Source organism: Bacillus sp. FSL R5-0439 (assembly GCF_038008805.1).
In the GTDB taxonomy this organism is placed as follows: domain Bacteria; phylum Bacillota; class Bacilli; order Bacillales; family Bacillaceae; genus Bacillus; species Bacillus safensis.
In genome coordinates this window covers 235,396-261,642 of record NZ_JBBOZW010000001.1, presented here as the reverse complement: position 1 = coordinate 261,642, position 26,247 = coordinate 235,396, and the positions used below count along the sequence as shown (strand labels likewise).

Here is a 26,247-nt window from a genome sequence, read left to right as displayed (position 1 = left end):
ATAATGTTGTGTAACGCGTTACACACTTATTCCTTTTCGACAAAAAACAAATCATATTGAGTTGAAGTCTCCCGATTGAACATGAAATTCCCTTCTTGAATAAAATAGGGACATATACTTTGTCTTGGAGATTCTTCAAACTGCTCATACACCTGCTCAATTTCTCCTGGTAGCAGCAAAACCAACATTTTATTTGAATGAGACATAAATTCATAAGAGTGAATCGTATCAGGCGGGATATAGGCAAAGTCACCCGGCATCAAGCAAATATCTTCTCCATTCAAATGAAGGTTCATTTTCCCTTCAACACAATAGAGCGCTTCAGTATGAACTTGATGATAATGCGGCGGGAAATATTTCTCCTTCGCTCCTTCAATCACAAAATGACTGAATCCGCCCCCTGTTGTTTCTACTGTTGCAATCAGCTCATGAATCTGACCATCAATGATGTATTGCTTCCCTTCACCAGCCTCTAATACATAAGGCTGCACCTTTTGAGGGAGCTGACTATGAAATAAAACGGAGGGCCTCGTTGTATTGGACAGTTCTCTGATTCCATGCATCAGGATGATATCGCTTTCTTTTTCAGCCTGCTGAAAACTGGCTGCATCGAAAGCATGATTCATCATAGAACATTCATTCTGAAAAAGCCTCTTCCCAATTTGCTGATAGACATCTGTCATTTTTCCGCCCAGCGTATATGAAATAAATCTTGTTTTATGACTATGCATTCTGTAGCCATGAATCGTTTTGGGCGGGATATGAATATAATCAAAGGCAGTTACCATGTATTTTTTACCGTCCAGCATCACTTCAAGCTTTCCTTCCAGCACAAAAATGGTTTCAAATAAGTGCTCATGACAGTGCAGCGGGAAATAAGCTCCTTTCCCACCTGTGATTAAGGCAAGCTCAAACAGCTGATTCGTTTGATTTGCTTCTGCCAGCATTTGAACAAGCTGATTCTCCAGCCCATACAGTTTTCCTGAACCAGACATGGTATAAAAAGAGGTACCTTCGGATTGCTTGATCGATTGCGGTTGCTCCGACATCCCATCACTCCTCATGACGAATTGACTATCTATATTATATAGACCAATTGATATAATAGATAGACAATATGCGAGAGATTTTACTCTTCTCGCATAAATAAGTGTCTAAGGTAACTTTTTACGTGTTCTAAAGGGGTCGTTTGTTTGAGTGCAGTCGTCATCGATAGACCACCGATTACCATTGAGTGAAGGAGAGAAGCCAGCTCATCCGCTTTGTTTTCTTCATACCCGCTGTTCATTAGCTTTTCTTTTACAAGCTCCTGCCAGCGGATCATTTCTTGTTTGCATGCAACATGGAGCTGCGTGTTTTCCGGCTTTGACTCTGCCGCCAGCAAGACAATTGGAATCCCTCTTTCACTTTCTTTCTCCATAAATCCTCGAATGATGTTTGTCATAAAACGATCGATGGCAATATACGGATCATCCGAATAAGCAAAGCCTTCTTCAATTTGATTGATGACCTTTTGACTAATGTATTCAACAGATGCAATGGCCAGCTCTTCTTTTCCATTTGGAAAGTAATAATAAAGAGAGCCTTTAGGTGTGCCGCTCTCTCTGATAATTTGATTCAATCCTGTCGCATGGTATCCCTGTTTACGTAAAAGAAGTGCTGCCGTTTGAATGATTTTATCCTTCGTACTCACGTGTGACACTCTTTTCCCTCCATAGACCAAAGTCGCTTATCATGCGTTATCGATTTAATTGTCTAGTTCCTTTCCAAATCGAGGATGTCTCCATTTCCGCCGCAAGCCTGAGCAGCCAGTCCTCTTTCCCTTTAGGCGCTGTCACCTGTACCCCTAAAGGCATGCCCGCGCTAGTGAGATGAACCGGTACACTCATTGATGGCTGACCTGTTAAGTTGGCAAGCTGTGTAAATGGGGTGTAGGTCAAGCTCTTGAGGAACATATCATAAATAAGATCCTGCTGTGCTTGCATTGAAAGAGATGACACACGTAAAAGTTCGGCTGTTTCCTGATCTGAATGCATAAGCTCACCAACCTTTGGAGCTGAATAGGCAGTAGCTGGTGTCACATAGAGATCGTAGGTTTGATGAAATGACGCCATTTGTGCAGCAGCCCGATCCCACGCATCAAGACTTTCTGTATAAGCAGCTGCGGTCACATTCTTGCCAGCCTCCGCCAGCACCCATGCCACGATGTCCGTTTCCTCCGGCTTTACTGGACGCCCTAAGGAACGAGCCAAGGAAGTGAATAACGCAGACATTTCTCCACTGTTCATCACGTAATATTGCTGCATGAGATGAACCCCATCAATTTCCGGCTTGGCTTCTTCTACTTGATGACCTTGCTCACTCAGCCATTTCACTGTTTGCTGAACCGCCTGCTTCGCTTCCTCACTGACCTTCGTGCCAACTGGAGATTCTACACTGTAAGCAATTCGCATAGAAGATGTACGTTTCACCAGATCCTCTTGGTAACTGCCATCGTATAACGGAGTTTGGAAAGCAGCTTCGGGCTGAATGACTTGAAGAAGATCAAGAAGGGCTGCACTGTCCCGCACGGTTTTTGTGAGTGTAAAGTCGATGGAAGCCCCTTGCCACTGCCTTCCTGCGCCTGGGCCTACCGGCGTTCTTCCCCGCGTAGGCTTAAGACCGAACAAACCGGTAAAGGAGGCTGGAATCCGAATGGAACCACCGCCATCACTTGCTCCGCCAGCAGGTACAATGCCGCTTGCAACAGCTGCTGCTGTCCCGCCGCTTGAGCCGCCTGGAGAATAGTCCGTATTCCAAGGATTTCTCGTTGGCCCATGTAACGCAGGTTCCGTCACATTTCTTAAACCGAATTCCGGTGTATTTGTATGCCCAATCATGAGAAAACCAGCCTGCTTCAATCGATCAACAAAGTGCGAATCCGAGTTGGCTTTTACATCCTTTAACAGCAAAGCGCCTGCTGTCAGCGGTTCGTTTTTAATCCCTTGTGATATATTTTTCAGCACAAACGGAACGCCTGCAAATGGCTGATACTCATGTAACTCCTTGATATCTTTTAAAACTTGATCTTGTCTCGTCTGTATCACAGCGTTTAGTTCTGGATTGACCTCATTCAATCTATTAAATGCAGCCTGCATAAGCTCCTCGGGCGTTACCTGCCTATTCCGCACAAGTGCTGCTAAGCCAGTCGCATCATACGTCATATACTCTTTTACGTTCATCAGCATGTCCTTCTTTCTCTTATCTTGATGTCTCTATTGTCTACTAGAATTCTATGAATTTCAATTTCAGGTTACTAGTAAAAATAACTTTCTCAACAAGACGACAATTCTACTATCCCATCCCTCTGCTTTCTCCGATATAATAGAGAAAAAAAGACCGAGATCATCGGATGAGAGGAGCCACGCCTTGAAAAGGAAAATATTGATCGTCATCGCGTTTCTTCTTGCGCTGACAACTGCTTTGCCCTTCCATTCGCAGGCAGCTGCACCGTCAAAAGAAACAGATGTTATCATCGTCTATAAAAATCAAAAAGGGAAACAAACAGCTATTGAGGAAAGTGAGAAAGTGAACGCACAGTACATACATCTTCCCGCGGTCGCTGTGACAGCAGATGAACAAGCGGTCACCTCACTCAAAAAAGACCCAAACATCGCTTACGTCTCAAAAAACGTAAAGGTTAAACTCGCAGCTTCTACTGTGAAGAAAACAGCCGCTGCTACTAATCAGGATGCATTGGTACAAAAATCTTACAACCTGCAAAAACTCAATATAAAACAAGCAATAAAAGAAGGCGTCACTGGTAAAAATGTAAAAGTAGCCGTTTTAGATACTGGCATTTTCTCACACGAGGATTTAAAGGTAGCCGGCGGTAAATCATTCGTGAACTACACATCCTCTTATAAAGATGATGAAGGACATGGCACACATGTCGCCGGCACGATTGGTGCGCTTAATAACGATTATGGAACAGTTGGCGTCGCTTCTGGTGTGAAGCTGTATGCTGTGAAAGTGTTAGATAAAACGGGAGAAGGCGATCTATATAGTCTGCTTCGAGGCATCGATTGGGCGATTACCAACAAGATGGACATTATTAATTTAAGTTTAGGCTTTGAAGACAATATCCCCATCTTGCGTTCAGCAGTGGATGAAGCCTATAAAAAAGGACTACTTGTAGTCGCTGCAAGCGGAAATGATGGGAAAAAGAATCATATTAGCTACCCTGCCGCTTACAATAGCGTCATTGCCGTATCTGCAACGACTGACAAAGACAAACTCGCGTCTATCTCGAATACAGGGAAAGGGATTGAATTTTCTGCCCCTGGCCAGAACGTCATCAGCACTTATTTAAAAAATGAATATTGGTATGCAACGGGTACATCACAAGCTGCACCGCATGTCACAGGAATGCTGGCACTGTTAAAGCAGCTTCATCCGAAGAAAACAAATGCACAGCTTCGCACTTTATTGCGCAGCTATACAGTGGATCTTGGTGCAAAAGGGAGGGATCCACAATTCGGCTATGGCCGCGTGCAATATGTGCCGCAATCCTCCTTTTTAAAGGCTGCTGCCAGTGCTGTTAAAAAAGCCGAAACATCTAAAAAGCAGGAAGATGTCAATCAAGCCAAAACAAGAATTGGCCGGCTCACTGCAAGCAAACAAAAAACAGCACTCACAGAACGGGTGAAGAAAGTCCAAGCAGCCATTGATATCCGCTCGGCACGTGCAAAGGTCAAAACAGCCGAAAAAAACAAAACACAGGGCGCTATTAAAAGTGCTCAAACGGCCATCAAAAAACTAAACAAAGGCAAAGAAAAAACAAGCCTGCAAAACCGGCTCGACAAAGTCAAAAAACAAGTCGCTTATCAAAAGAAAGTGACAGACGCTAAACAAAAGGTCAAAAAAGCGGAAGCGAAACGAACAAAGAAAACAAAAGCAGCGGCCCAAAGCGCTGTCAAACAGCTAAAAGCCTCCAAAACAAAAACCAATTTACAAAAACGATTAAACCGTATTAAGGTTTAACAAAAAAACGATTCCTTTCAGCGAGGAATCGTTTTTTCTATTTCAACATCGGCTCAAACAAACTGTGATGATATTTTCCTTCGGCATCTGCCCTCACTTGATCGAGAATGCTTTCTAACGAAGCCATCACGCCCTTTAATGCCCGATGCACCGAACCGTGTTCAAAATCCGCTAAACTCTCCGGCAATTCATCTTCATCCAGCACAAAGACATCACCATTCGGAAGAACGAGGAGATCAATAATGAGGTCTTCAAACATGACCAGCTGGCCGTTGAACTGAGTATCTCCCACCATATTAAGATAAGATCCTAGTTCCTTCCCTTGATCATCTCTCCAGAAATATATGTTGTAAGGACGACCCTTCCAATAATAAGCGGTCGTATAGCTCCCTTTTGGAATGGTCAGAGCACCATCACCTGCCCTCATCGTAAACGGGTCTTCAATCTTGTGAAACAGCACAGCCTGCTGCTTCTGTGCGTCTAACAGCTGACAGGTATGTTCCACAACTTTTTGATCGTATTTGATTTTTCTCTCGATGACTTCATCCCAACGATCCGCATGCAGCGAAAACAATATGCACAACTCCCTCTAACACTCGTTTCTTTCTAGTATACACCGATTTTTTTTGAAGAAATAAAGGATTGCGCTTTTACTTCTGGAAGATGAATGATGAGGTGAAAAGAAATGAACGGAATCACGATTCTTGAAAACTTTACACAGCTTGGACAAATCATCCTCATGATTTGCGGCTTTGCCCTTTATTGGCAGCTAGTGAAAACGAAGAGAGAACGAAAGCTGTCTCCTTATGAGCGCATGTTAAAATTCTTTGTCATGTTCGGTTTCATCTCATGGGGGGTATCATATTGGGCGCTGGCACTGTGGGCGTAAATTGAAAAAAGGAAGAGCTGCCCATGGACGTAAGCTCTTCCTTTTGCTGCACGTTTATATTATGAACCTGCCGGCTGTTCTTTCTTGATCACATATTGATAGCTCTTGACATGCGTCCCACTCGAGCTCACAAAATCTTTATCAAGCGCACGCTCAAAGCCCATTCTTTCATATAGGCGAATGGCGGCCTGCATTTTATCAGATGTATGCAGATACAGGACATTTTCGCCCCATGATTGCGTTAGTTCAATACTTTTACGCAGCAAGGACTCTGCAATTCCTTTTCCCCTCACATCGGGATCTACTCCTAAAAACCGGACGATGGCTGATGTAATGCCCATTTCTGGATTGTCATATGCTTGCTCTGATGAACGGAACATTTGAAGCGTCCCCACAACCTTGCCATCAAGCTCCGCCACCAGCATCAGCTCCATGTTCGGATTATCTACAGCTGCTGCAAGCGCGGCAGAATAATCTTGCCAGCCTTCCTCTGTAAATTGAGGCGCATACTGTGCATAGGATTTGATCAGCACGCTCCTGATGGCCTCATGATCTTCTTTGACTGCTTGACGAATGATTAGCTCTTGCTGCTTCATGTCAGCACCTCCTGCTCTCTATTAGTGGATATACGTATCATGCAATCACTGCATGTGATAGCCTTACTCTTTTCTCTACTCATTCAATGTAAAGAGTCTCATTCGAAAGATCAATCATTTTGCACGGAAACATCTTTGAAAATTTTTCATTGAAAAGGAACGCTCGATTCATTATGCTGTGTTGAGGAAGTATACGAGGAGTGTTGTCATCATATGAGTTCTTTATCTTATCCCCAAGAATCGAAAAAAAATCGATTTCTCCTTGCCGCATTGCTTGGATCTTTAACAGCCCTTGCTCCGCTGGCAATGGATATGTATTTACCTGCATTGCCTCATATTGCTCGTGATTTTGAGGCAAGTACGGCGCTGTCCCAATTAAGTCTCATGGCTTGTCTCATTGGACTGGCGCTTGGCCAGCTGATTGCAGGCCCGATCAGCGATACGATCGGCAGAAGAAAACCGCTGATGATTGGCTTGATTATCTTTATAGCGGCATCACTTCTTTGTACAGTGGTCACATCGATTTGGATGTTCATTCTTCTTAGATTGATTCAAGGACTTGCTGGTTCAGCAGGCATTGTGATTGCACGAGCTATCGTGCGAGATCATTATGAAGGATCAGAAATGACGAAATTCTTTGCACTGCTGATGTTAGTCAACGGGGTGGCTCCGGCAGCAGCACCTATTGCGGGCGGACAAATTTTACGCTTCACGACATGGCAGGGTGTATTTGTCCTACTCGGAATTCTCGGGGCATTGATGCTGCTGAGATCCATCTTTTCACTGCAAGAAAGCTTACCTGCGGAGCGTAGACAGACCGGGGGCTTTCAACAGATTGCAGGCGCGATGAAAATTTTAGCCAGTGATCGTCTCTTTGTTGGATATGCACTCTCACAAGGTCTTGTATTCGCAGCGATGTTTGCGTATATTTCAGGTTCACCGTTTGTGCTCCAGGATATTTTTAACCTTTCTCCACAAGGCTTTAGTGCAGCATTTGCGGTAAATAGTCTTGGAATCATCACGGCTGGACAAGTATTTGCCCGAGTCGCTGCGAAAATCGGTGAAGAGAAAGTCCTTCGCATTGGATTGCTGACAGCTGCGTTAGGGGGAGTGACTTTATTTTTCATGATCTCGATTGATGCAGGATTGTACGGTATTCTCATTCCGCTGTTTTTTGTGGTATCAAGCGTTGGAATTGTCGGCACCTCTGCACCGTCTCTTGCGATGCAGCATCACGGGGCACATGCAGGAAGTGCTGCTGCACTGATCGGTGTGGCGCAAATGCTGCTAGGCGCTTGCATGACACCTCTTGTCGGACTAGCCGGAAGCCAAACAGCCTTTCCAATGGGTCTGATCATTATGCTTTGTGATCTAGGCGCACTTTGCTGTTATTTCTTCTTTGTGGCCCGAGCGAAAAAAAGACCCGCATAAGCGGGTTTCAGACTGTTGACAAAGGGCTAAAATGATCTTGATTTTAGCTCTTTGTCTTTTTTCATTTATTATGGCTTACTCCAATTGATGGTGCGGAACACGTTGTTCTGGTCATCGTTGTGATATGCATCTAGATCAAAGCCTGATATGCCAAAACCAATTGCCATGACAATTCCTCCGGCAACGGTGAAGATGATTCCCCATTTGATGACTTGCTTTTTTAAATCGTTCACGTTCATACTCTCACGACCTTCTTTTTAAACATTCCCATGAATGCCTTAGTGGTTTGAATAGTTATTTGCACAAATAGCTTTGTCAAATACGCCGTGGCTATGCCGCTTAATAATCCGGCACCTAACAGAAAAATACCAACGCCAATCTGCGTCACCACCACATGCAAACCGTCCTGAAAGATAAATGGAGAACCAATGATGCTCCAAAAACCTCCGAGCAGACCAACCAGCGTCACTGTACCTGTCACGAGTGGAATACACCAAATCACCATATACACAGAAAGAATCAACAGGAAGACTGTTGCTAGAATACTGCCCCATAACGGAAAGCCTAAAATGAGAATGGAGAGTCTTGTGGCTTTTTCTCCAAACGTCGGCACCTGAACGGTTTTTATTCCTTGTTCCTTCATAATCCCTTCAGCGATCATAGCAGGCTGCCCGACTTGTTGAACCGCTTCCTGTTCACTGTAGCCATCTTCCTGATAATCCTCAATCATTTCATCGTAGTATTCGATAAACCGATCACTATCTTTGTCGCCTAGAAGATGCAGATGCTTCTTTAGGCTGCTTAAAAATTCTTTTTTATTCATTGCCCTGTCCTCCAGAAATAAAGTCGTAAATCGCCATCACCTGATCCCATTCCTCTAAAAACTGCGCCATATGCTCCCGCCCGCTTTCTGTCATGCGGTAGTATTTTCTTAATCGACTGTTATGTTCCTGGGAATAGGTCTCCACATAATTGTTTTGCTCTAAACGCTTTAAAATCGGATACAATGTCGATTCTGAAATCTCAATACAACGGGACATATCTTTAATGATTTGATAACCATAGGAATCGCCTTTCTTTAATACCGCCAGTACACAAAACTCCAGTAATCCTTTTTTTAATTGTGCATTCATGTTTACAACTCCTAACTCTTTATACTATACATTACATAGTATTGTGTGACAAGAGGTATAGAGAATAAAAAAAGACCCTTTTTAGGGTCTTTTAGCTCTTTATCTTATTTTCATTTTTATATATTCACAAATCCTTCTCCGAACACATCGCGCACGTCATGGACAACAACAAATGCGTCTCGATCAATTTTCTTAATAATTTTCTTGAGGCGCATGAGCTCTTGCTTTTGAATGACTGCGTAAAGAATTTCCTTCGATTCCTTTGAATAATGACCGCGTCCGTTTAAAATTGTTACGCCTCGGTCCAAGGTGTGATTGATTTCTTCCGCAATATCATCTTTGCATGAAGAAATAATCGTCACTGCCTTTTTCGTGTTAAGTCCTTCTATCACGAAGTCCATCACCTTTGTCGCCACGTACAGCATCACAATGGTAAACATTAATTTTTCCGCACCAATAATAAAGTAGGAAGCAAATACAACAATCAGATCAAAGAACAAGATGGCATAGCTCACGTTCCAGTCTAAATACTTGTTGGCAATTCTTCCGAGAATGGCAGAGCCCGCCGTTGTTCCACCTGCTCTTAGCACTAGACCAATCCCAATACCGATGATAATTCCTGCAAAAATCGCTCCAATGATCAATTCATGAACATTCACGACCCATGTTGTGGTCAAGTGTAAAAATAGAGAGTTACTTGCGACGGCAACCACCGTATAAATCGTGGTCTTCTTGTCCAAGTATTTATATCCCACAAGTAATAAGATCGCATTCAACACAAGGTTCGTCAGCCACGGTGCAATCTCAAACAAATAATAAAAAATGATGGACAGCCCCGTTACGCCGCCTTCACCAAATTCAAGCGGAATGACAAACATGTTCACTGCTGCGGCAAATAAAAAAGAACCAACTAAAATCATCGCTATATCTTTTACACATTTTTTCAATTCTTCTTTCCTCCTTTTTTAAGCATATAAAAAACCCTCTTTCTGCACGAAAGAAGACAGTCGTTGGACAACATAAAAATCAAAAGACAGCGCCTTTTGATGAAGCTTTCTGAAATCAATCTTTCCATAATATATATCTCTTTTTAGAGGCTGTCAATGACTTGGTTTTCTATTATTTTGACTGCATTTTTATGCATCAAAACCCGCATGTTTTCAGGGTTTTCGCGCCCTAATATGCTTTTTCCTCTCCTTGACAAAAACGCTTTAGTCATTTAAACTACTGCCTCATATCATACCCATCAAATCCGATCTAAAAAGGAGGCTGTTTGATTCCGATGAATCCTATTCAAAGCCGTTTACAGGCTCACGCACCTTTGATTTTAGACGGTGCATTAGCAACAGAGCTTGAACGAAAGGGCTGTAACTTAAATGACAGTTTATGGTCAGCCAAAATACTTATTGAACAGCCACAATTGATTCAGCAAGTACACTTGGACTACTTCCAATCAGGTGCTGACTGCGCCACAACCGCCAGCTACCAAACAACGATTGAAGGCTTTGCTGAAAAAGGCTATACAAAAGAAGAAGCGCTTGAACTCATGAAACGATCTGTCACTTTAGCGAAAGAGGCACGCGATCTTTTTTGGCAGGATGAAGCGCGTCGTGAAGGGCGGACAAAACCATTTGTCGCTGGATCTGTGGGGCCATTCGGCGCTTATTTGTCTGATGGTTCAGAATATAAGGGAAATTACGGACTCTCTGAGCAGGCTCTCATTGATTTTCACAGACCAAGAATTCAGGCATTAGTAGAAGCGGGAGCAGATATCCTTGCATGTGAAACGATTCCTTGTTTGATTGAAGCAACAGCCATCGCAAAGCTGCTGCGGGATGAATTCAGCGGGGTATCAGCTTGGATCACATTCAGCGCAAAGGATGGCCTGCACATTAGTGAAGGTGACTCCATACGGGAATGTGTACAGGCACTTGAACCTTATGAACAAATTGCTGCTGTCGGCGTGAACTGTACGCCGCCGCAATTTATCACTTCTCTCATTCAAGAAATGAAAAAAGGAACAAGCAAACCGATTGTGGTGTATCCAAACTCAGGTGAAGTATATGATCCTGAAGAAAAGGTTTGGAGCGGTGATACGTCACATCTTACTTTTGGCGAATGTGCGTATCAATGGTACAAAGACGGCGCGCATATCATCGGCGGCTGCTGCCGCACGACTCCAGAAGATATCAATGACATCTTAAAACGAACCACATCATGAATCATCACACATACTTCTAAGCAAAAGGGCGGGAAGACATGGAACAAGCAAAAGATCAGTCACAACAATATCAACGAAAAATGACGAGCCGGCACCTGTTCATGCTTTCTCTAGGCGGCGTCATTGGGACAGGGCTCTTTTTAAGCTCTGGGTATACCATCAATCAGGCCGGACCTGCGGGAACCATTCTTGCCTATCTTGTGGGGGCATTAATTGTCTACCTCGTGATGCTTTGTTTAGGTGAGCTGTCTGTCGCTATGCCGGTCACAGGGGCTTTTCATACGTACGCAACAAAATACATTGGACCTGGTACAGGCTATACGGTCGCTTGGCTATACTGGCTGACATGGACAGTGGCACTCGGTTCGGAATTTACAGCGGCAGGATTATTAATGCAGCGCTGGTTTCCAGACACTTCGGTTTGGATGTGGAGTGGTGTTTTTGCTCTTCTCATCTTTTTACTGAATGCATTTACAGTCAAATTTTTTGCAGAATCAGAGTTTTGGTTTTCCAGTATTAAAGTGATGGCTATTATTCTCTTTATTATTCTTGGCGGAGCTGCAATGTTTGGTTTGATTCCATTAAAGGGCGGTGAGGCCGCTCCGTTCTTTTCTAATTTCACTGGCGAAGGCGGACTTTTCCCAAACGGCTTTTTACCGATTTTAATGACGATGCTTGCTGTCAATTTTGCTTTTTCAGGGACGGAGTTGATTGGGATTGCTGCGGGTGAAAGCGTCAATCCTGACGAGACCATCCCAAGAGCCATTCGCACAACCGTCCTGCGTCTCGTCCTGTTTTTCGTTGGAACGATCGTTGTTTTGGCTGGCTTGATTCCAGTAGAAGAAGCCGGGGTGATCAAAAGCCCATTTGTCGTGGTATTTGATCGTATCGGAATTCCTTATGCTGCAGATTTCATGAATTTTGTCATCCTGACCGCGATCTTATCTGCCGCAAACTCAGGATTATACGCGTCATCTCGTATGCTTTGGTCGCTTTCTGAAGAACGGACACTTCCTAAAAAACTGGCGAAGCTGACATCAAAAGGAATTCCTTTGAATGCACTCATTTTAAGTATGATCGGTGGTATTCTTTCATTGCTATCGAGTGTGATCGCACCAGAAACGGTATATCTTGTTCTTGTGTCAATCTCTGGACTGGCTGTTGTGGTCGTATGGATGGGAATTGCTGCCTCACAGTTGATGTTTCGGAAAAGATTTTTACAGGAAGGCGGACAGCTTCAAGATTTATCATTTCGAACCCCGCTCTATCCAGTGGTTCCGATTGCTGCCTTCCTCCTATGTCTAGCATCTGTCATCGGCATTGCCTTTGATCCAAATCAGCGGATTGCCCTCATCTGCGGCATTCCTTTCATTGCGCTCTGCTATGCTGCGTATTACATGACAGCTTGGATTCAGAAAAAACGAGAAAAACCTGGTGTATAAACATCAGGTTTTTTCTATATAAAGCTGCTGACAGAAAAGGATATCACTAGTAAAAGAAGCACACTTTGGTATATGATAGGAATCTATGATTTTCAGGATGAACCAAGGGAGTTGTCGTGAATATGGAAATGACCATTACAAGAGCATTAAGTGAACTGAAAATGTTAGATAAAAGGATCAACCGAACCGTTGATGACGCCGTACTTGGTGGATTGATGATCGGGAAACATATACAGCACGGATTTCAGAATCAAGAAGAAGTTGAAAAAAAGGCGAAGGCTGATGATCAATCGATTCAAGCTTTAATCAAACGCCGGAATGCCATCAAATCAGCCATCGTTGTATCAAATGCAACCACAATGATTGATGTGGCAGGTGTCCGTATGACGGTGGCAGAGGCGATTGAACGTAAGACGTCGATAGACTACGATATTCGTTATTTACGGAAAATGAAACAAGTGTACAAAGAGCTGGTCGACAAAGCAGAACAAACGAATGAAGATGTGAAAAGGAGACTTGATCAGCATTTAGAAACCTTGTTTGGGAAAGATGGAAAGACGCAAGCGGCTGCCAACCAAGAGATCGTGAAGTCTTTTCTAGCTGAAAATGAGGCAGTGATCATCGATCCGCTTCGCCTTCGAGTAAAAATTGAACAGCTTTCGAAAGAAATTGAAGATTTCCAAATGGAAGTTGATTTTTCCTTGTCTGAAAGCAATACACTGACGAAAATACAGATCGATTAATTGATTTTGTTAGTGAGCCGAAAATCGATAGAACTAAACACCTCCGAGGGAAAGGTCATTCCCTCCTCATCTGATGATCATCTTAGGATGATCCTTGATAAAAGCTCAAAGCTGAACATTCAAGGATCAAAGTTCAAGTGTAAAAGTTCTTATCCATCAAAGCTTAAGATTAAAAGTTAAACGCTCGATCGAATCTGGGAGTAACGGCTGATGAGTGTTTGTTTATCGACTCTTTCGGTTGCCGCCCAGCAGGTTTGCTAACAAAAAGAAAAGGATGTCACCTGATGACATCCTTTTTTCTATGAAAACGACAGGGTTTTCGCTAAGTCGTCTCATCCAGCAGATTAGTTAAGAATTGATTGAATATGCCAAATGGTACACACTTGAGACATTTGAAGATAGCTTGATGTCGTTTGAAGTGAACGTGATTAGAACGACATCAAAATAATGTTTAAACCTGCCATTATCAAAATAATCGTAGCCTGCAGCTGAAGGAACTTGAATCGTTAGTGAAAATTGTCCATTCTCGTCTGTTGTGCCTGTCGCTGTTTGAGCCAATGACTTGATCTCTGTTTCAAAATAAAGCTGGATTGGCTGATTAGCCATCAATTTACCATTTTTATCCTTCAACGTTCCTTTAAACGTAGCTGGATAACGCGGACCCACTCGATATTTACTGCCATAACCGTAATCGGCCATTCCACCATTTTTTGCTGTGACACTTGTTACTTGTACAGATGCTGGTGCTGCTCCTGTTTCCTCTGCATGTGCAAAGGTTGGGAATACGAGAAGCAATGATAAAACGAAAGCAAACAACATTTTTTTCATCGATAAATCCTCCTTTTTTTTCCTACAATATTACCATCGGCATAAATTGGTATTTTTCCAGTAAAAAACAAAAAACTTCCCTTTTTTTAGAAAGGGAAGTTTCAGATTGTTGACATTCTTTTTTATGAGATTAGTAACGTGATGTATACGCCAAATGGTACACGCTTGTGACATTTGAAGATAGTTTGATGTCGTTTGACGTGAACGTCACTGGAACGATATCGTAGTAATGTGTAGACCAGCCTGCATTATTGTATGATTGGTAGCCTGCACCTGCAGGAACTTGAAACGTGAGTGAAAACTGTCCATTCTCATCTGTTGTGCCTGTCGCTGTTTGAGCATATGATTTGATTGCTGCTTCAAAATAAAGCTGGATCGGCTGATTAGGCATGAGGTTTCCGCTTGCATCTTTTAGTGTCCCTTTAAACGTAGCTGGATAATAAGAACCCACGCGATATTTACTGCCATAGCCGTAATTCACTATACCACTATCGGCTGCTGTGACACTTGTTACTTGTACGGATGCTGGTACTGCACCTGTTTCTTCAGCATGTGCAAAGCTTGGGAATACGAGAAGCAATGATAGAAAGAAAGCAAACATGATTTTTTTCATCGATAAATCCTCCTTTTATTTCCTACTATATTACTATCGACAGGAATTGGTATTTTTCCAGTATAAAACAAAAGAACTTCCCTTTTTTAGAAAGGGAAGTTCTTCTTTTATTTTTTCACAACCACTTTTACTGCTTTGCTTTCTCTTTTTCTCACATCTGAAGCAGTCACATACAAAACCGTTTTGGCTTTTTGTGGTTTTATTTGGGCAGTAAATGTGCCCTTGCTATTGGTTTTGACTGTTTTGATGACTTTCTTTGATTTGTTTTTCACTTTAATGGTCAAGCCCGCACCCGCAGTCCCTTTGACCGCTTTACTTTTGACTGTTACTTTGCTCACTTTCGGCTTAGCTGGTGCTTTGCCTTTTTTCACGACGGTTTTGAGCGTCGTTGCGGCCTTTCCTTTTGAAATTTTAATGTGAAGGACCTTGTTTTTGTTCTGATGTTTAATCTTCACACTAAAGGTTCCTTTTTTGCCTGCTATGCCTTTTCCAAGCAGGGTTTTTCCTCTATACACAGAAATAGCAGCGCCAGCTTTTGCTTTACCTGTCACCTTTTGATGCTGATCCTCCACTTTGCTCACAGATGCATTCAATTCGACAGCACTTAATGCAGCAAATGCATTCAGTCTGCCGTGTCCTGTCATCCAATCGACACCTGGAATTTTTGGATCAACAATTGGTTCATCGTTTTCATCATAGAAAACGTCGTCTTTTCCATCAATAGATTTAAATGAGATATCATCTGCTGTATTTTGCAAAAGATTTCTCACTTGATTTGGCTTCAAGGATGGATTTTTAGAAAGCAGTAATCCTGCTGCTGCTGCCACATATGGTGTCGCCATTGATGTCCCGCTAAGGTATGAGACGTTCCCATCAGGCATTAAGCTCGGAATATCAGAACCTGGTGCTGACATGCTCAGTCCTTTGCCATAACTTGAGAACTCAGCGGCAATATCCATACGGTTGCTTGCGCCAACCGCCATTGCGTATTTTGACGTCGCAGGGTAGCCCATTTCTGGTACGCCATCATTTCCACTTGCCACGACGACTAGTACATTTCTTTGTGCAGCATAATTCATTGCATATTCAATCACTCTGCTGTAGTAGCCGCCAAGGCTCATGTTGATCACCTTTGCGCCTTTGTCCACTGCATGCTTGATGCCAAGTGCAATATGCTCTGTATCTCCAAATCCATAAGCATCCAGCACCTTCACTGGAATGATACCCGTATGTTGGTTGAGACCTGCCATTGAGTAATGGTTATCGGATTTTGCGGCAATGATGCCTGCCACATGCGTACCGTGTCCATTGTCATCAATCGCATCTTTGTTTCGCCCAATGAGATTCGCACCTAAGTCTGTACGAACAGTCCCGCTTAAATCTGTCAAACGGCTGTCTACACCTGTATCCACAACAGCAATTAATGTTTGCTTCATTTTGCTTGTGCCAATCAGTGTATTCATTTGTTCAAATTTGACGTCAGCGCCTTTTTTCCCACTGTTTTGCGCACTGTTTTTCAGCGGCCACTGATAATCATACTGCGCGTCGTTGCTTAGCGCACGATAGGTTTGAACAGGCTCTGCAAATTCAACATTCGACATGCTGGAAAGCTTTCTTGCCGTGCTCTTGATCGCCGCTTTGCCTGCTTTTAGTGTCTTTCCAGCTGATTCTTGCCTTGCTGGTACATCATAGACATACATGCCTTTGAATAAAGGACTGACTGACTGTGATGTCACACGGTTTTCTTGGATACCGTAGCTTTTCATCTTCTTTTTCGCAGATTGAAGTGTTTGGCCATCCTTTAATTTAAAAATGATCTTATTCGTTTTAACCTTCTCTTCTTTTACAAGCTTTTGTTTCTCTAATACATAACCAGCTGATTTTCCTTCAAGCTGATCAATGCCAATTTTTTGACTGACAGCTTCTAATTCCTTTTTTAAATAAGCCGGACTTGCTTCTTTGAGCATATCGAAAAGGGAGTGGATCGCCTGCTGTTCTTTTTCTGTTACGATATGACCGCTAAATGCACCATTTTTCTCTACGTCACTTAGCAGTGTTTTTAATGTGAGCAGATGGTTGTATACCTTTTGCTGCTCTTTTTGATGTTTGATGAGCTTCGATTTGAGAAACGGTTTTGTTTTTTGGAGCAGACGCGAAAGCTTTTGACCTTCTGCTGTTTCATTAAATCGTTTATCTTCGATTGTACGAATCGATTGAAGAATTTCACGCCCGTACTTTTTCTCAATAATGATGATTTCAGGCTCATCTTCTTCAGGGAAAACGGGTTCAGAAGGCGGAAGGTTAGCTCCTTTATATCCGATTGTATATGCCGCATCCTCTTCCTCATCACGGCTGTCTTCCTCTGACCCTAAATAGAGCACTTTGACATAATAGGGACCTGACCATGCGTGCGGGAAGTTGATCTCTGTTTCTCCGCTTGCTGTGTCCACGCGATACCTTGAATAGGTGTCATCCTTCATCGCTCTGTCCTTACTTGGATAGACCGATACGGACAGCACTTGTTTACTTTTCACAGAAATTTGCATGTGTGTATGTTTTGCCACCTCTTGTGCAGATGGCGTGATTTGATACCATGACTCTTCCTTTTCATTCTGTAATGTACCTGAGATGACTTCACCATTTTTTAATCCAATGGCTTCATTGACACTTGTTCCATGACTGGCAGCTGATGCCTCGTATCCAGGTAATGCTGCCATACATAGAATGATGGCCATGAGTACGACCACACAGGATTTGACCTGCTTTTTGAACATGAAAAGACCCCCTTATCTTTTATGATACCTTGGAAGAATATCACAGATATACATTTAGTAGAATCTGTTTTTTATATAATTAAACTCGTTTTAAGCTAGGATTTGAGATATTCAGTCAGCAAGACGGATAGCTTCATAAACTTTTTGCCATTTCAAACGGAAAATGATGCTATTTAACCATGCTGAAAAGTACATTACAATCAACTTGTAAGCGCTTAACAAACAAGAGAGAAGGGATCAGCTTGTTCCAAAAAGATCATGTTTTCACACAAGTAAACGGACGATCAAAGAATGAGATTTTACAATACATTTCCGAGAAAGCTGAAGACCTTCAAATTACAAACGATCAGCCGGGGCTATTAGCAGATTTGTTGACACGCGAAGACGAAGTCTCAACAGGACTTCAACAAGGCTTCGCCATTCCACATACAAAAAGCTCCGCTGTAAAAACGGCTTCACTTCTTTTTTTAGAACTTGAACAACCCATTGAATGGGGAAGCTTTGATGATTTGCCCACAAGCTATTTATTTACACTGCTCGTTCCACTAGAAGAAGCAAATGTCACACATCTGAAACTACTGTCAGGTATTGCGACAAGCCTAATGGAACCTGCTTTTATCGAAAAGATTCAACCTGGTCAAACAGCTGATTACTATTACGAAGTCATTGAACAACAATTGAAAGAGGGGATTACACAATGAAAATTGTCGGTGTCACTTCATGTCCAGCAGGGTTAGCTCATACACCAATGGCAGCAAAAGCATTAGAAAATGCAGGTAAACAACTCGGACACGAGATCAAAATCGAACAGCAAGGGATTATGGGACAGGTGAACGGCATTACAGCAGAGGAAGCAAAGCAGGCAGACCTCTGCATCATTGCCTCAAATCAGCATATCAACGATGCAGAACGCTTCTCAGGCATTCCCACTGTACGTGTCGAAATCGGACGTGCCTTAAAAAATGCTGAACAAATTATCACCAAAGCCGTAGCACTTGTAGAAAAGAAAAAGTCTGAATCTCAATAAACATGAGCAATGCCATATAGAAAGGAGCAAAGAAAATGAAAGCAAAATTAAAAGTCATTGAAGGCCATCTCATGACCGGTATTTCTTATATTCTTCCTGTAATCATCGGTGCTTCACTTATCGTTGGTTTAGCAAAATTGGTCGGGTTAGGGTTTGGTGTTTCAGATTTAAACACCTATAAGGATGCTGGCGGCATACTGCACGGTGCCTATTTAATGGAGCAGGTTGGCTGGACAGGCATTGGCTTAATGAACGTCCTGCTCGCTGGATTTATCGCCTATTCCATTGCAGATAAATCAGGTCTTGCGGCTGGTTTTATCGGCGGTGCCCTTGCCAGCTCAACAAATGCCGGCTTTATAGGTGCCGTCATTGCAGGCTTCTTCGCAGGATATGTTGCTCTTTTTGTGAAAAGAAAAATTCAAATTCAAGGCTCTGCAGCTGGGCTCGTCCCTCTGCTCATCCTGCCGCTTATTACCGTTGGCTTAACCGGACTTCTTATGTCAGTTCTTCTAGGCGGACCATTAGGCGCTTTGAACACGGCATTAATTGAATGGATTAAAGGAATGGTCGCTGATGGAACAAGCACACTTGCGCTCGCTCTCATTTTAGGTGCGATGATTGGCTTCGATCTTGGCGGACCGGTGAATAAATCAGCGTGGATGGCTGGTAACGCGCTCTTCCTATCAGGCGTCTATCTCCCTGCCATTCTTGTCAATATTGCGATTGTCATTCCACCGCTTGGATACGGGCTTGCGACATTGATTCGAAAACGCAACTTCTCTCCAACCTTTAGAGAAGCCGGACGAGGCGGACTTGTTATGGGCATTATCGGTATTACGGAAGGGGCGATCCCTTTTACCCTCGTCAATCCTTTGAAATTGATTCCGCTCAATGTTGTCGCATGTGCTATTGGAAGCGGGGTCGCTGCATTATTAGGAGTTCATGACATCATGCCGCCAATTGGCGGGCTATACGGCTTCTTCTCAGTCGGAAACTGGTGGGCTTATTTAATCGGAGCCCTTACTGGCGCACTCGTCATCGGTATTGGCGCCAACCTGCTTGTGAATTTCTCTGAGAAAAAAGAGCCAAAAACGCCAGAACATGATCAGAAGCAGAAAGAAGAAGACGATTTTGACCTTGTGCTAGAAGGATAATTTGAACGAAGAAAGGTGTCGTTGATCAATGACTGTCAATGTACATGTGATTCCACATACTCACTGGGACCGGGAATGGTATTTCACCACCTCCCGCTCCCGTATCTACTTAATGAAAAGCGTAATGGACATTTTAGATACCCTTGAAACAGATGAAAGGTTCCATTACTTCATGCTCGATGCCCAGGCTTCCTTATTAGATGATTATTTGAAATGGCGTCCAGAGGATGAGAATCGAATCAAGAAGCTCGTCACAGCGAAACGTCTCATCATCGGCCCATGGTATACCCAAACCGACCAGCTCGTCATTTCAGGTGAATCGATTGTGCGTAACCTGCAATATGGGATTGAACGCTGTCAGCAGTTCGGCCACGTGATGAAAGTCGGCTATGTCCCTGATTCCTTCGGTCAATCGGCACAAATGCCTCAAATTTATCGCGGCTTCGGCATTGTCGATACAGCATTTTGGCGTGGCGTTTCTGACCATATGACGAATCATACTGAATTCAATTGGCGCGGCGCTGACGGCAGTGAAGTCTTTGCTGTGAACCTGCCATTTGGCTACTACTACGGCGGGAATATTCCTGAGAAGGATGAGGACTTACAAGCCTTTTTATCTGAAAAAATTGGTGCGCTGCAAGCAAAGGCCACCACAAAGAATGTCTATTTCCCGAACGGTTTTGACCAAGCACCGATCCGTAAAAACCTGCCTGACTTATTAGAAAAAGCCAATGAGCTTGACGAGCATCACTATGAAATCAGTAGTTTAGAAGATTATATTGCAGCCGTGAAAAAAGAGCGGACATCTTTTGAGACGTTACAAGGAGAGCTTATTCACGCGAAGCATATGCGGATTCACAAATCGATCTTTTCAACACGAGCGGATTTAAAAATCTTAAACAATCAAATCGAAAACTATCTCGTGAATGTGATGGAGCCTATCCTAACGATCAGCTATTCGCTTGGACACGACTATCCGCATGATACGGTTCGCGATATTTGGTACCTTATGTTTGAAAATGCAGCGCATGACAGCATTGGCGGCTGTAATAGTGACACGACAAACCAAGATGTCTTCTTCCGCTACAAGCAGGCAAAGGAAATCGCTGAGAATCTTGTAGACTTGCACATGCGTCTCATCACTATTCGACTGCAAACAGAGCAGGAAATCACGTTCACGTTGTTCAATACACTGCCTTCAAAGCGTTCTGAAGTCATTGAAGTCGAGACCTTTATCACGGAACGTCCATTTACGCTAAAGGATGCAAATGGACGAACGCTTCAGTACACAGTGAAAAGCAAAACCGATGTCACAGATTATGTGCTGGCACAGCAAATTTCTCTTAACCCAAGTAAAGAAGTGTACATGCCAAAGCAAGTATGGAAAGCCGTGCTGCTAATTGAAGCCATCGACTTACCGTCAGTAGGCTATACACAAGTGAGCATGGTCTTCGATGAATCAAGCGAATCTCTATGGGAACAAACTGAAGGACGCGTGATTGAAAATACGTATTACCGCATTGCGGCAAATGACAACGGATCGCTGGACATCACAGATAAACAAACTGGCCAGACCTTCTCTGAGCAAATGATCTTTGAAGACAACGGAGACGATGGGGATTCTTACAACTATTCACCACCGCGTGAGGATCTGTATGTGTCATCAAAAGATCTTTCATCAGCGGACATCTCAGTGTCTAAAAGCGGTCTGCAAGAGGAGCTGACCATCAAGCTTCAGCTCAGTGTCCCTTATGACCTAGAGGCGCGCTCTCAGCAATCGGCTGCGACATCACTTCCGATCACAGCGAAGGTGGCATTAAACAAAGACGATGCTATCATCCGTTTTCATGTAGATGTCGATAACCATGCATTAGATCATCGCCTTCGTGTTCTTTTTGATACAGGCATCGCATCAAACGTATCACTAAGCGATCAACAATTTGGTACAATCGAACGCCCAACAGAGCTCACGCAAGAGCTTGAATGGTGGAACAATGAACATTGGGAAGAAAAACCGATCACCATTGAACCGATGCAATCCTTTGTCGCACTTCGTGATGAAGCATATGGTGCCGCTCTGTTGACCGACTGCGTGAGAGAATACCAAATCACAGGAAAAGGTTACACAACGATTGCGTATACGCTCTTCCGCTGTTTCGGAAAAATGGGGAAAGAAAATCTCCTTTATCGTCCAGGACGCGCATCTGGGGAAAAAATTGTGGAGACACCTGACGCTCAGCTGCAAGGTGCACTGTCATTCTCATTTGGTATGCACTATAGCAAGGATGCAGTCAGCGAGGGACACTTAGCGCAGCTTGCCAAACGGTATACCACCCCTGTTCAATGCTACGAGCGGGCAGATTTTTTAAACGGTCGTTTAATTTTCTCTTTCCGAGATGAAAAAGAAGACTTACAATCTACTTATAGCCTGCTTGACATCGAGACAGATGGAGCCATTCTAAGCGCTCTGAAAAAAGAGGAGCATGGAACAGGCATTGTCATTCGTCTCTTCAATCCATATTTAACGCGTCAAACAGCCGCTTCAATCAATAGTTCATCTCTACAACACGGAGAAACAGCGAATTTAGGAGAAACACCTGAAGGACAGATACTCAAAGCACAACATGGATCATTACACATTGAACCGCTTACACCTTGTCAGGTACAAACCTACATTGTAAAGAAAAAATGAACATGTAGGGGCGGGATCCATTGGATTCCGCCCCTCTTTAATGGAGGGCATTGATCATGCGAATTGGAGGCATTGAAGCAGGCGGAACGAAATTTGTCTGCGGCTACGGAACAACAGACGGAACGATTGAACACATGACTTCCTTTGCAACAGGGAATCCAGATGAAACATGCCGGCAAGTGATCGATTACTTTACAAAGAATCGTGTTGATGCAATTGGAATTGGGGCATTCGGTCCTGTCGATGTGAAAGAGCAAAGCCCAAGCTATGGGACGATTTTAGACACACCAAAAACAGCCTGGCGCCAATTTCCTTTCCTCTCTACCTTAAAACAAGCCCTCGGGATCCCGATGAAGCTTGATACCGATGTGAACTGTGCAGCACTCGGGGAAGCTCGTTTTTCAACTGAAGCAGAAAAACCTGCCTCCTTGGTCTATATTACTGTTGGGACTGGAATAGGCGGAGGTGCCTATATTGAACATCGCCTTATTCACGGATTGCTGCATCCAGAAATGGGTCATATCACCGTTCAGCGGCATCCTCATGATACCTACGGAGGCTGCTGCCCTATACATCATGATTGTTTAGAGGGACTGGCATCTGGACCTGCCATAGAAGGACGCTATCATACACTGGCACCCATGCTGCCAGAGGATCATCCTGCCTGGTCACTTCATGCTTACTATCTCGGGCAGATGACCGCTAACCTGCTGCTCACCCTTTCACCAGAACGCATCATTTTAGGTGGAGGCGTGATGAAACAGCCAGCTATGCTGCCACTTATTCTTGATGAAACAGACAAGCGGCTTCGCGGCTATTTGCAGCTGCCAAAGCCTTTACATGAAATTATCACAAAACCATCCTTTGATGGATTATCTGGTTTAATGGGCGCCATCGCTCTTGGAACGGATGCCTTACAGGCGCAAGGAGCCGCGCAATGATGATGACGGCAGATCCTCGAACCTATCAACTGATTCAGCGGCTATTTGAAACGAAGGGGTTCGTGAAGCTGGAGGAGCTCACTGCCTCTTTTCGCTTATCTGACCGCTCTATCCGCAATTTAATTAAGGAAGCAAATGAGTATTTAAAGGAAGCTGGAGCCATGATTAAAACGATTCGCGGAAAGGGATATACTCTTTTAACGAGTGACCAAGACGCTTTTTTACTTTGGCTTCATCAACAAAAACTTCCTGCTCGCTCTCTTGTCCCCGTCATGCCAGAAGAGCGTGTACGATTTATGATGAGAAAGCTGCTGCTTCAATCAGATTACTTAAAAATTGACCAGCTGGCTGAAGAACTGTTTATCAGCCGCATGACGGTCAGCAGTGATTTGAAAAAAGGACGAGAGATGTTAGCCCGTTACGGCATGACCCTTGTATCAAAGCCTGGATTTGGCTTAAAAATTGAAGGAGACGAGCTGCAAAAAAGAACGTGCTATGCAGACTTACTTCTTGAAGAAGAGCCTGCTCTCTCTCATATCACTGAGCGGGAGCAGCTCCATTTTCCTGATATATCTCTTGAAACCATTCGATCTATTGTGTTGACGAACCTGCATCAAGAGTCATTGCTCATTAAAGACATTGCTTTAAAAAATTTAGTCATTCACTTAGCCATTGCGATTCAGCAAACACGAAAAAACCAGCGGGTATCCGCTAGTACTGCCCGCACACAAAGATCACCAGTTTTAATGAGAATTGCACAAAAAATCATACAGCAGGTGAGTGACACTTTTTATGTGACCTTATCAGAGGATGAAACAGATTACTTAGTCATGCATCTATTGGCGAATCAAACGTGGAAAGAAGCCGCGCAGCATCAGACGACAGTGGAAGTTCAACAGGCGGTTACAGTCTTTCTACAGCACATTGAAAAAACAAGCGGCCATCGTTTTGCTGATGACAGCATTCTGCAACAAGACTTAATGCTTCATATGAAGCCGCTATTAAATCGAATCCAATATGGCGTATCCTTACAAAATCCGCTTTTGCATGAGATCAAAACGTCCTATCCTTACCCGTTTGATTTGGCTGTCAGCGGACTCAATGCCTTACAGCTGGTGCGTACACCAAATGAAGACGAGGCCGCATATGTTGCCTTGCATATCGCTGCTTCATTTGAAAGAAGTCAGCTCGACACCTCGCAAAGAAAGAAAGCCATTATCGTGTGCGGGTCTGGACTAGGGACGGCAAGGCTCCTTGAAATTAAATTGAAGTCAGCCTTTCAGCACGAGCTTGACATCGTTGAGCTCTATTCCTATCAGGATTATCTCATGAGCTCCTCTTTGCCTTGTGACGTCATCATCACAACTGTTCCACTCACATCAAAGGGGAAACCAGTCATTCAGGTCAGTGCCTTTTTTGAACAGCATGATATACAGCGTGTGAATGAAGTCATTCATTTATTAAATGGACACGGGGCACCCTCAAAAGAGCTGATGGCGTTTTTTCAAGAGCGATTGACTTTAATGAATGCTGACCTAAGCAGCAAGGATGAGGTATTAAATATATTATGCAGCCGTTTAGAGGCGCATCAGCTAGTATCGTCTTCATTTCGGCCTTCGGTGCTTGAGCGTGAGCAAATGTCGTCTACCTATCTTGGCAGCGGTATTGCAATGCCGCATCCGCTCATCACAAATGAAGGGACTTCCTCTGTAGCCATCGCACACTTAAAACAGCCGATTGACTGGCAGGGAGACCAAGTATCAATTGTCTTTTTATTAGCGATTCATAAGGATGACGCTGCCTGCATGAACCAATTCTTTGAACAGGCCGTCGATTTACTAGACAATCCAGACCGCATTCGCGCCCTCAAGCAAGCCAAAACATTTGATGAGCTGATGGATGCGTTGTTCCATTAAGATCAAATAAAAGGCCGCCCAGTTCATGAGGCGGCTTTTGTGTTATTTAGATATACGTAACATCAATCGTAGATGATATTTTTTCCTTCTTCACTTAATTTTTTTAAGGAGCTTAGCATATGATTGATTTCTTCATCGGAATGTCTTTCCCATGAACCTAATTCTGCGACTATTTTCAACGGTGATTTCGATCGATAAGAACGTGTTGGGTTGCCGGGAAATCTTTTGTCCGTCACATTTGGATCATTTTCAAACTCGCCTAACGGTTCTACAATATAAATTCTTTCTTTCGCATCAGACCTGGCTAACTCAGCACCCCATTTGGCTGCGTTTAGTGTTCCGGTGAAATAAATATGGTTCGATTTTTTATCCTGATAATTGGATAAATGCAGCGGTTCAAGCAGATCCCCAATCTTCAATTCTGCCTTTGTCCCATGAAAAAATGGCCCTGGATCTAACACCTTTTGCTTGTCATTCATACAGCCACACCCCTTATCGTTTTTGACTTGCGTATAACAGTATACGGCTAGATATGGGGGGAAAACAGTCTATAAATTTCATTAAATTCGGGGTATAATGATAGTAGAGAGTTAGATGTGAACGGACATAAATACTGTAAATAAAGATGGAAATTTCGCATTCACACCAACAATGACGAAAACAAGAATACCTTCCACAGCTGAAAGAGTCACAATCACTCCATGGTTCATTGGATATTCCTTCGCAATTAATTTCTGTCCTATATAATTCAAACCATAAAAAATGAAAAACAATAGGAAGAACATATAAAGAATCGTCATCATATAAACAACCCCTTTCTTATAA

At 43.3% G+C, this 26,247-nt stretch carries 26 protein-coding genes; 12 read left to right on the top strand and 14 right to left on the bottom strand.

The features are described 5' to 3' along the window. Positions 1 to 26 precede the first annotated feature (26 nt). The 3 genes from NST59_RS01465 to NST59_RS01455 form a co-directional block, all read right to left on the bottom strand. Positions 27 to 1,049, bottom strand: coding sequence for a quercetin 2,3-dioxygenase (locus NST59_RS01465; protein ID WP_058837254.1), 1,023 nt, complete (start codon positions 1,047 to 1,049; stop codon positions 27 to 29). An 80-nt stretch (positions 1,050 to 1,129) separates the two neighbouring features. After that, complete coding sequence (locus NST59_RS01460; RefSeq protein ID WP_231730800.1) at positions 1,130 to 1,702, bottom strand: TetR/AcrR family transcriptional regulator; 573 nt, start codon at positions 1,700 to 1,702, stop codon at positions 1,130 to 1,132. 37 nt (positions 1,703 to 1,739) lie between these two features. Continuing rightward, positions 1,740 to 3,221 (bottom strand): amidase, encoded by a 1,482-nt coding sequence (locus NST59_RS01455; RefSeq protein ID WP_064498779.1) that lies wholly within the window; start codon positions 3,219 to 3,221, stop codon positions 1,740 to 1,742. Between the two features lie 187 nt (positions 3,222 to 3,408). Between NST59_RS01455 and NST59_RS01450 the strand changes: the two genes are divergently transcribed. Beyond that, positions 3,409 to 5,022 carry a S8 family peptidase gene (locus tag NST59_RS01450; RefSeq protein WP_039176194.1) on the top strand — a complete coding sequence of 538 codons (1,614 nt, stop codon included), beginning with the start codon at positions 3,409 to 3,411 and terminating at the stop codon, positions 5,020 to 5,022. A 37-nt stretch (positions 5,023 to 5,059) separates the two neighbouring features. Here NST59_RS01450 and NST59_RS01445 read toward each other — a convergent pair whose 3' ends face one another. Then, on the bottom strand, positions 5,060 to 5,596 hold the full coding sequence (locus NST59_RS01445; protein ID WP_341039744.1) for a DUF402 domain-containing protein: 537 nt from the start codon (positions 5,594 to 5,596) through the stop codon (positions 5,060 to 5,062). Between the two features lie 111 nt (positions 5,597 to 5,707). Between NST59_RS01445 and NST59_RS01440 the strand changes: the two genes are divergently transcribed. Further along, positions 5,708 to 5,911: a hypothetical protein gene (locus NST59_RS01440; RefSeq protein ID WP_039176190.1), complete on the top strand. Its 204-nt coding sequence runs from the start codon at positions 5,708 to 5,710 to the stop codon at positions 5,909 to 5,911. A gap of 59 nt (positions 5,912 to 5,970) precedes the next feature. Here NST59_RS01440 and NST59_RS01435 read toward each other — a convergent pair whose 3' ends face one another. Continuing rightward, positions 5,971 to 6,507, bottom strand: a complete 537-nt coding sequence (locus NST59_RS01435) for a GNAT family N-acetyltransferase (protein WP_058837250.1) — start codon at positions 6,505 to 6,507, stop codon at positions 5,971 to 5,973. A gap of 213 nt (positions 6,508 to 6,720) precedes the next feature. On the opposite strand from NST59_RS01435, the gene NST59_RS01430 reads away from it, so the two are divergent. Beyond that, on the top strand, positions 6,721 to 7,938 hold the full coding sequence (locus NST59_RS01430) for a multidrug effflux MFS transporter (RefSeq protein ID WP_058837249.1): 1,218 nt from the start codon (positions 6,721 to 6,723) through the stop codon (positions 7,936 to 7,938). 68 nt (positions 7,939 to 8,006) lie between these two features. On the opposite strand, the gene NST59_RS01425 is transcribed toward NST59_RS01430, so the two are convergent. The 4 genes from NST59_RS01425 to NST59_RS01410 all read right to left on the bottom strand — a co-directional run bounded on the left by NST59_RS01425 (position 8,007) and on the right by NST59_RS01410 (position 10,018). After that, on the bottom strand, positions 8,007 to 8,177 hold the full coding sequence (locus tag NST59_RS01425) for a hypothetical protein (RefSeq protein ID WP_186315137.1): 171 nt from the start codon (positions 8,175 to 8,177) through the stop codon (positions 8,007 to 8,009). Then, on the bottom strand, positions 8,174 to 8,761 hold the full coding sequence (locus tag NST59_RS01420) for a DUF1700 domain-containing protein (RefSeq protein WP_126682146.1): 588 nt from the start codon (positions 8,759 to 8,761) through the stop codon (positions 8,174 to 8,176). Before NST59_RS01420 ends, NST59_RS01425 begins: the two co-directional genes overlap by 4 nt. Then, the gene (locus NST59_RS01415; RefSeq protein WP_039176181.1) at positions 8,754 to 9,071 is read right to left on the bottom strand and encodes a PadR family transcriptional regulator; all 318 of its coding nucleotides are present in this window, start codon (positions 9,069 to 9,071) and stop codon (positions 8,754 to 8,756) included. The genes NST59_RS01420 and NST59_RS01415 overlap by 8 nt, the downstream gene beginning before the upstream one ends. Before the next feature lie 116 nt (positions 9,072 to 9,187). Continuing rightward, positions 9,188 to 10,018: a YitT family protein gene (locus tag NST59_RS01410; RefSeq protein WP_024424393.1), complete on the bottom strand. Its 831-nt coding sequence runs from the start codon at positions 10,016 to 10,018 to the stop codon at positions 9,188 to 9,190. 335 nt (positions 10,019 to 10,353) lie between these two features. Between NST59_RS01410 and mmuM the strand changes: the two genes are divergently transcribed. From mmuM to NST59_RS01395, 3 genes are all read left to right on the top strand, one after another. After that, the gene (gene mmuM, locus NST59_RS01405) at positions 10,354 to 11,292 is read left to right on the top strand and encodes a homocysteine S-methyltransferase (RefSeq protein ID WP_039182957.1); all 939 of its coding nucleotides are present in this window, start codon (positions 10,354 to 10,356) and stop codon (positions 11,290 to 11,292) included. A gap of 38 nt (positions 11,293 to 11,330) precedes the next feature. Next, positions 11,331 to 12,734, top strand: coding sequence for an S-methylmethionine permease (mmuP, locus tag NST59_RS01400; protein WP_039176176.1), 1,404 nt, complete (start codon positions 11,331 to 11,333; stop codon positions 12,732 to 12,734). Between the two features lie 122 nt (positions 12,735 to 12,856). Further along, positions 12,857 to 13,477: a hypothetical protein gene (locus tag NST59_RS01395; RefSeq protein WP_039176173.1), complete on the top strand. Its 621-nt coding sequence runs from the start codon at positions 12,857 to 12,859 to the stop codon at positions 13,475 to 13,477. Between the two features lie 348 nt (positions 13,478 to 13,825). Here NST59_RS01395 and NST59_RS01390 read toward each other — a convergent pair whose 3' ends face one another. The 3 genes from NST59_RS01390 to NST59_RS01380 form a co-directional block, all read right to left on the bottom strand. Then, the gene (locus NST59_RS01390) at positions 13,826 to 14,305 is read right to left on the bottom strand and encodes a hypothetical protein (protein WP_151283967.1); all 480 of its coding nucleotides are present in this window, start codon (positions 14,303 to 14,305) and stop codon (positions 13,826 to 13,828) included. Between the two features lie 130 nt (positions 14,306 to 14,435). Then, positions 14,436 to 14,918, bottom strand: a complete 483-nt coding sequence (locus NST59_RS01385; protein ID WP_058837247.1) for an Ig-like domain-containing protein — start codon at positions 14,916 to 14,918, stop codon at positions 14,436 to 14,438. A gap of 107 nt (positions 14,919 to 15,025) precedes the next feature. Continuing rightward, positions 15,026 to 17,692 (bottom strand): S8 family peptidase, encoded by a 2,667-nt coding sequence (locus tag NST59_RS01380; RefSeq protein ID WP_341039730.1) that lies wholly within the window; start codon positions 17,690 to 17,692, stop codon positions 15,026 to 15,028. A gap of 179 nt (positions 17,693 to 17,871) precedes the next feature. Here NST59_RS01380 and NST59_RS01375 point away from each other — a divergent pair, with 179 nt between their 5' ends. From NST59_RS01375 to NST59_RS01350, 6 genes are read left to right on the top strand one after another with little or no spacing between them, the layout of a single operon-like run. Beyond that, complete coding sequence (locus NST59_RS01375) at positions 17,872 to 18,393, top strand: PTS sugar transporter subunit IIA (RefSeq protein WP_260775233.1); 522 nt, start codon at positions 17,872 to 17,874, stop codon at positions 18,391 to 18,393. Continuing rightward, positions 18,390 to 18,719 (top strand): PTS fructose transporter subunit IIB, encoded by a 330-nt coding sequence (locus NST59_RS01370; RefSeq protein ID WP_007498438.1) that lies wholly within the window; start codon positions 18,390 to 18,392, stop codon positions 18,717 to 18,719. Before NST59_RS01375 ends, NST59_RS01370 begins: the two co-directional genes overlap by 4 nt. A gap of 35 nt (positions 18,720 to 18,754) precedes the next feature. Then, positions 18,755 to 19,873 carry a PTS fructose transporter subunit IIC gene (locus NST59_RS01365; protein WP_106025735.1) on the top strand — a complete coding sequence of 373 codons (1,119 nt, stop codon included), beginning with the start codon at positions 18,755 to 18,757 and terminating at the stop codon, positions 19,871 to 19,873. Between the two features lie 28 nt (positions 19,874 to 19,901). Beyond that, complete coding sequence (gene mngB, locus NST59_RS01360) at positions 19,902 to 22,565, top strand: mannosylglycerate hydrolase (protein WP_144490676.1); 2,664 nt, start codon at positions 19,902 to 19,904, stop codon at positions 22,563 to 22,565. 56 nt (positions 22,566 to 22,621) lie between these two features. Continuing rightward, positions 22,622 to 23,506 (top strand): ROK family protein, encoded by an 885-nt coding sequence (locus NST59_RS01355; protein ID WP_075612298.1) that lies wholly within the window; start codon positions 22,622 to 22,624, stop codon positions 23,504 to 23,506. After that, positions 23,503 to 25,422 carry a BglG family transcription antiterminator gene (locus tag NST59_RS01350; RefSeq protein WP_144464055.1) on the top strand — a complete coding sequence of 640 codons (1,920 nt, stop codon included), beginning with the start codon at positions 23,503 to 23,505 and terminating at the stop codon, positions 25,420 to 25,422. The genes NST59_RS01355 and NST59_RS01350 overlap by 4 nt, the downstream gene beginning before the upstream one ends. Before the next feature lie 62 nt (positions 25,423 to 25,484). Here the strand turns inward: NST59_RS01350 and arr are convergent, their stop codons facing one another. Both arr and NST59_RS01340 read right to left on the bottom strand, forming a co-directional pair. Next, positions 25,485 to 25,901, bottom strand: coding sequence for an NAD(+)--rifampin ADP-ribosyltransferase (arr, locus tag NST59_RS01345; RefSeq protein ID WP_058837242.1), 417 nt, complete (start codon positions 25,899 to 25,901; stop codon positions 25,485 to 25,487). A gap of 111 nt (positions 25,902 to 26,012) precedes the next feature. Next, entirely contained in the window at positions 26,013 to 26,225 is a 213-nt protein-coding gene (locus NST59_RS01340) for a hypothetical protein (protein ID WP_039176159.1), read from the bottom strand. Between the last annotated feature and the right edge of the window lie 22 nt (positions 26,226 to 26,247).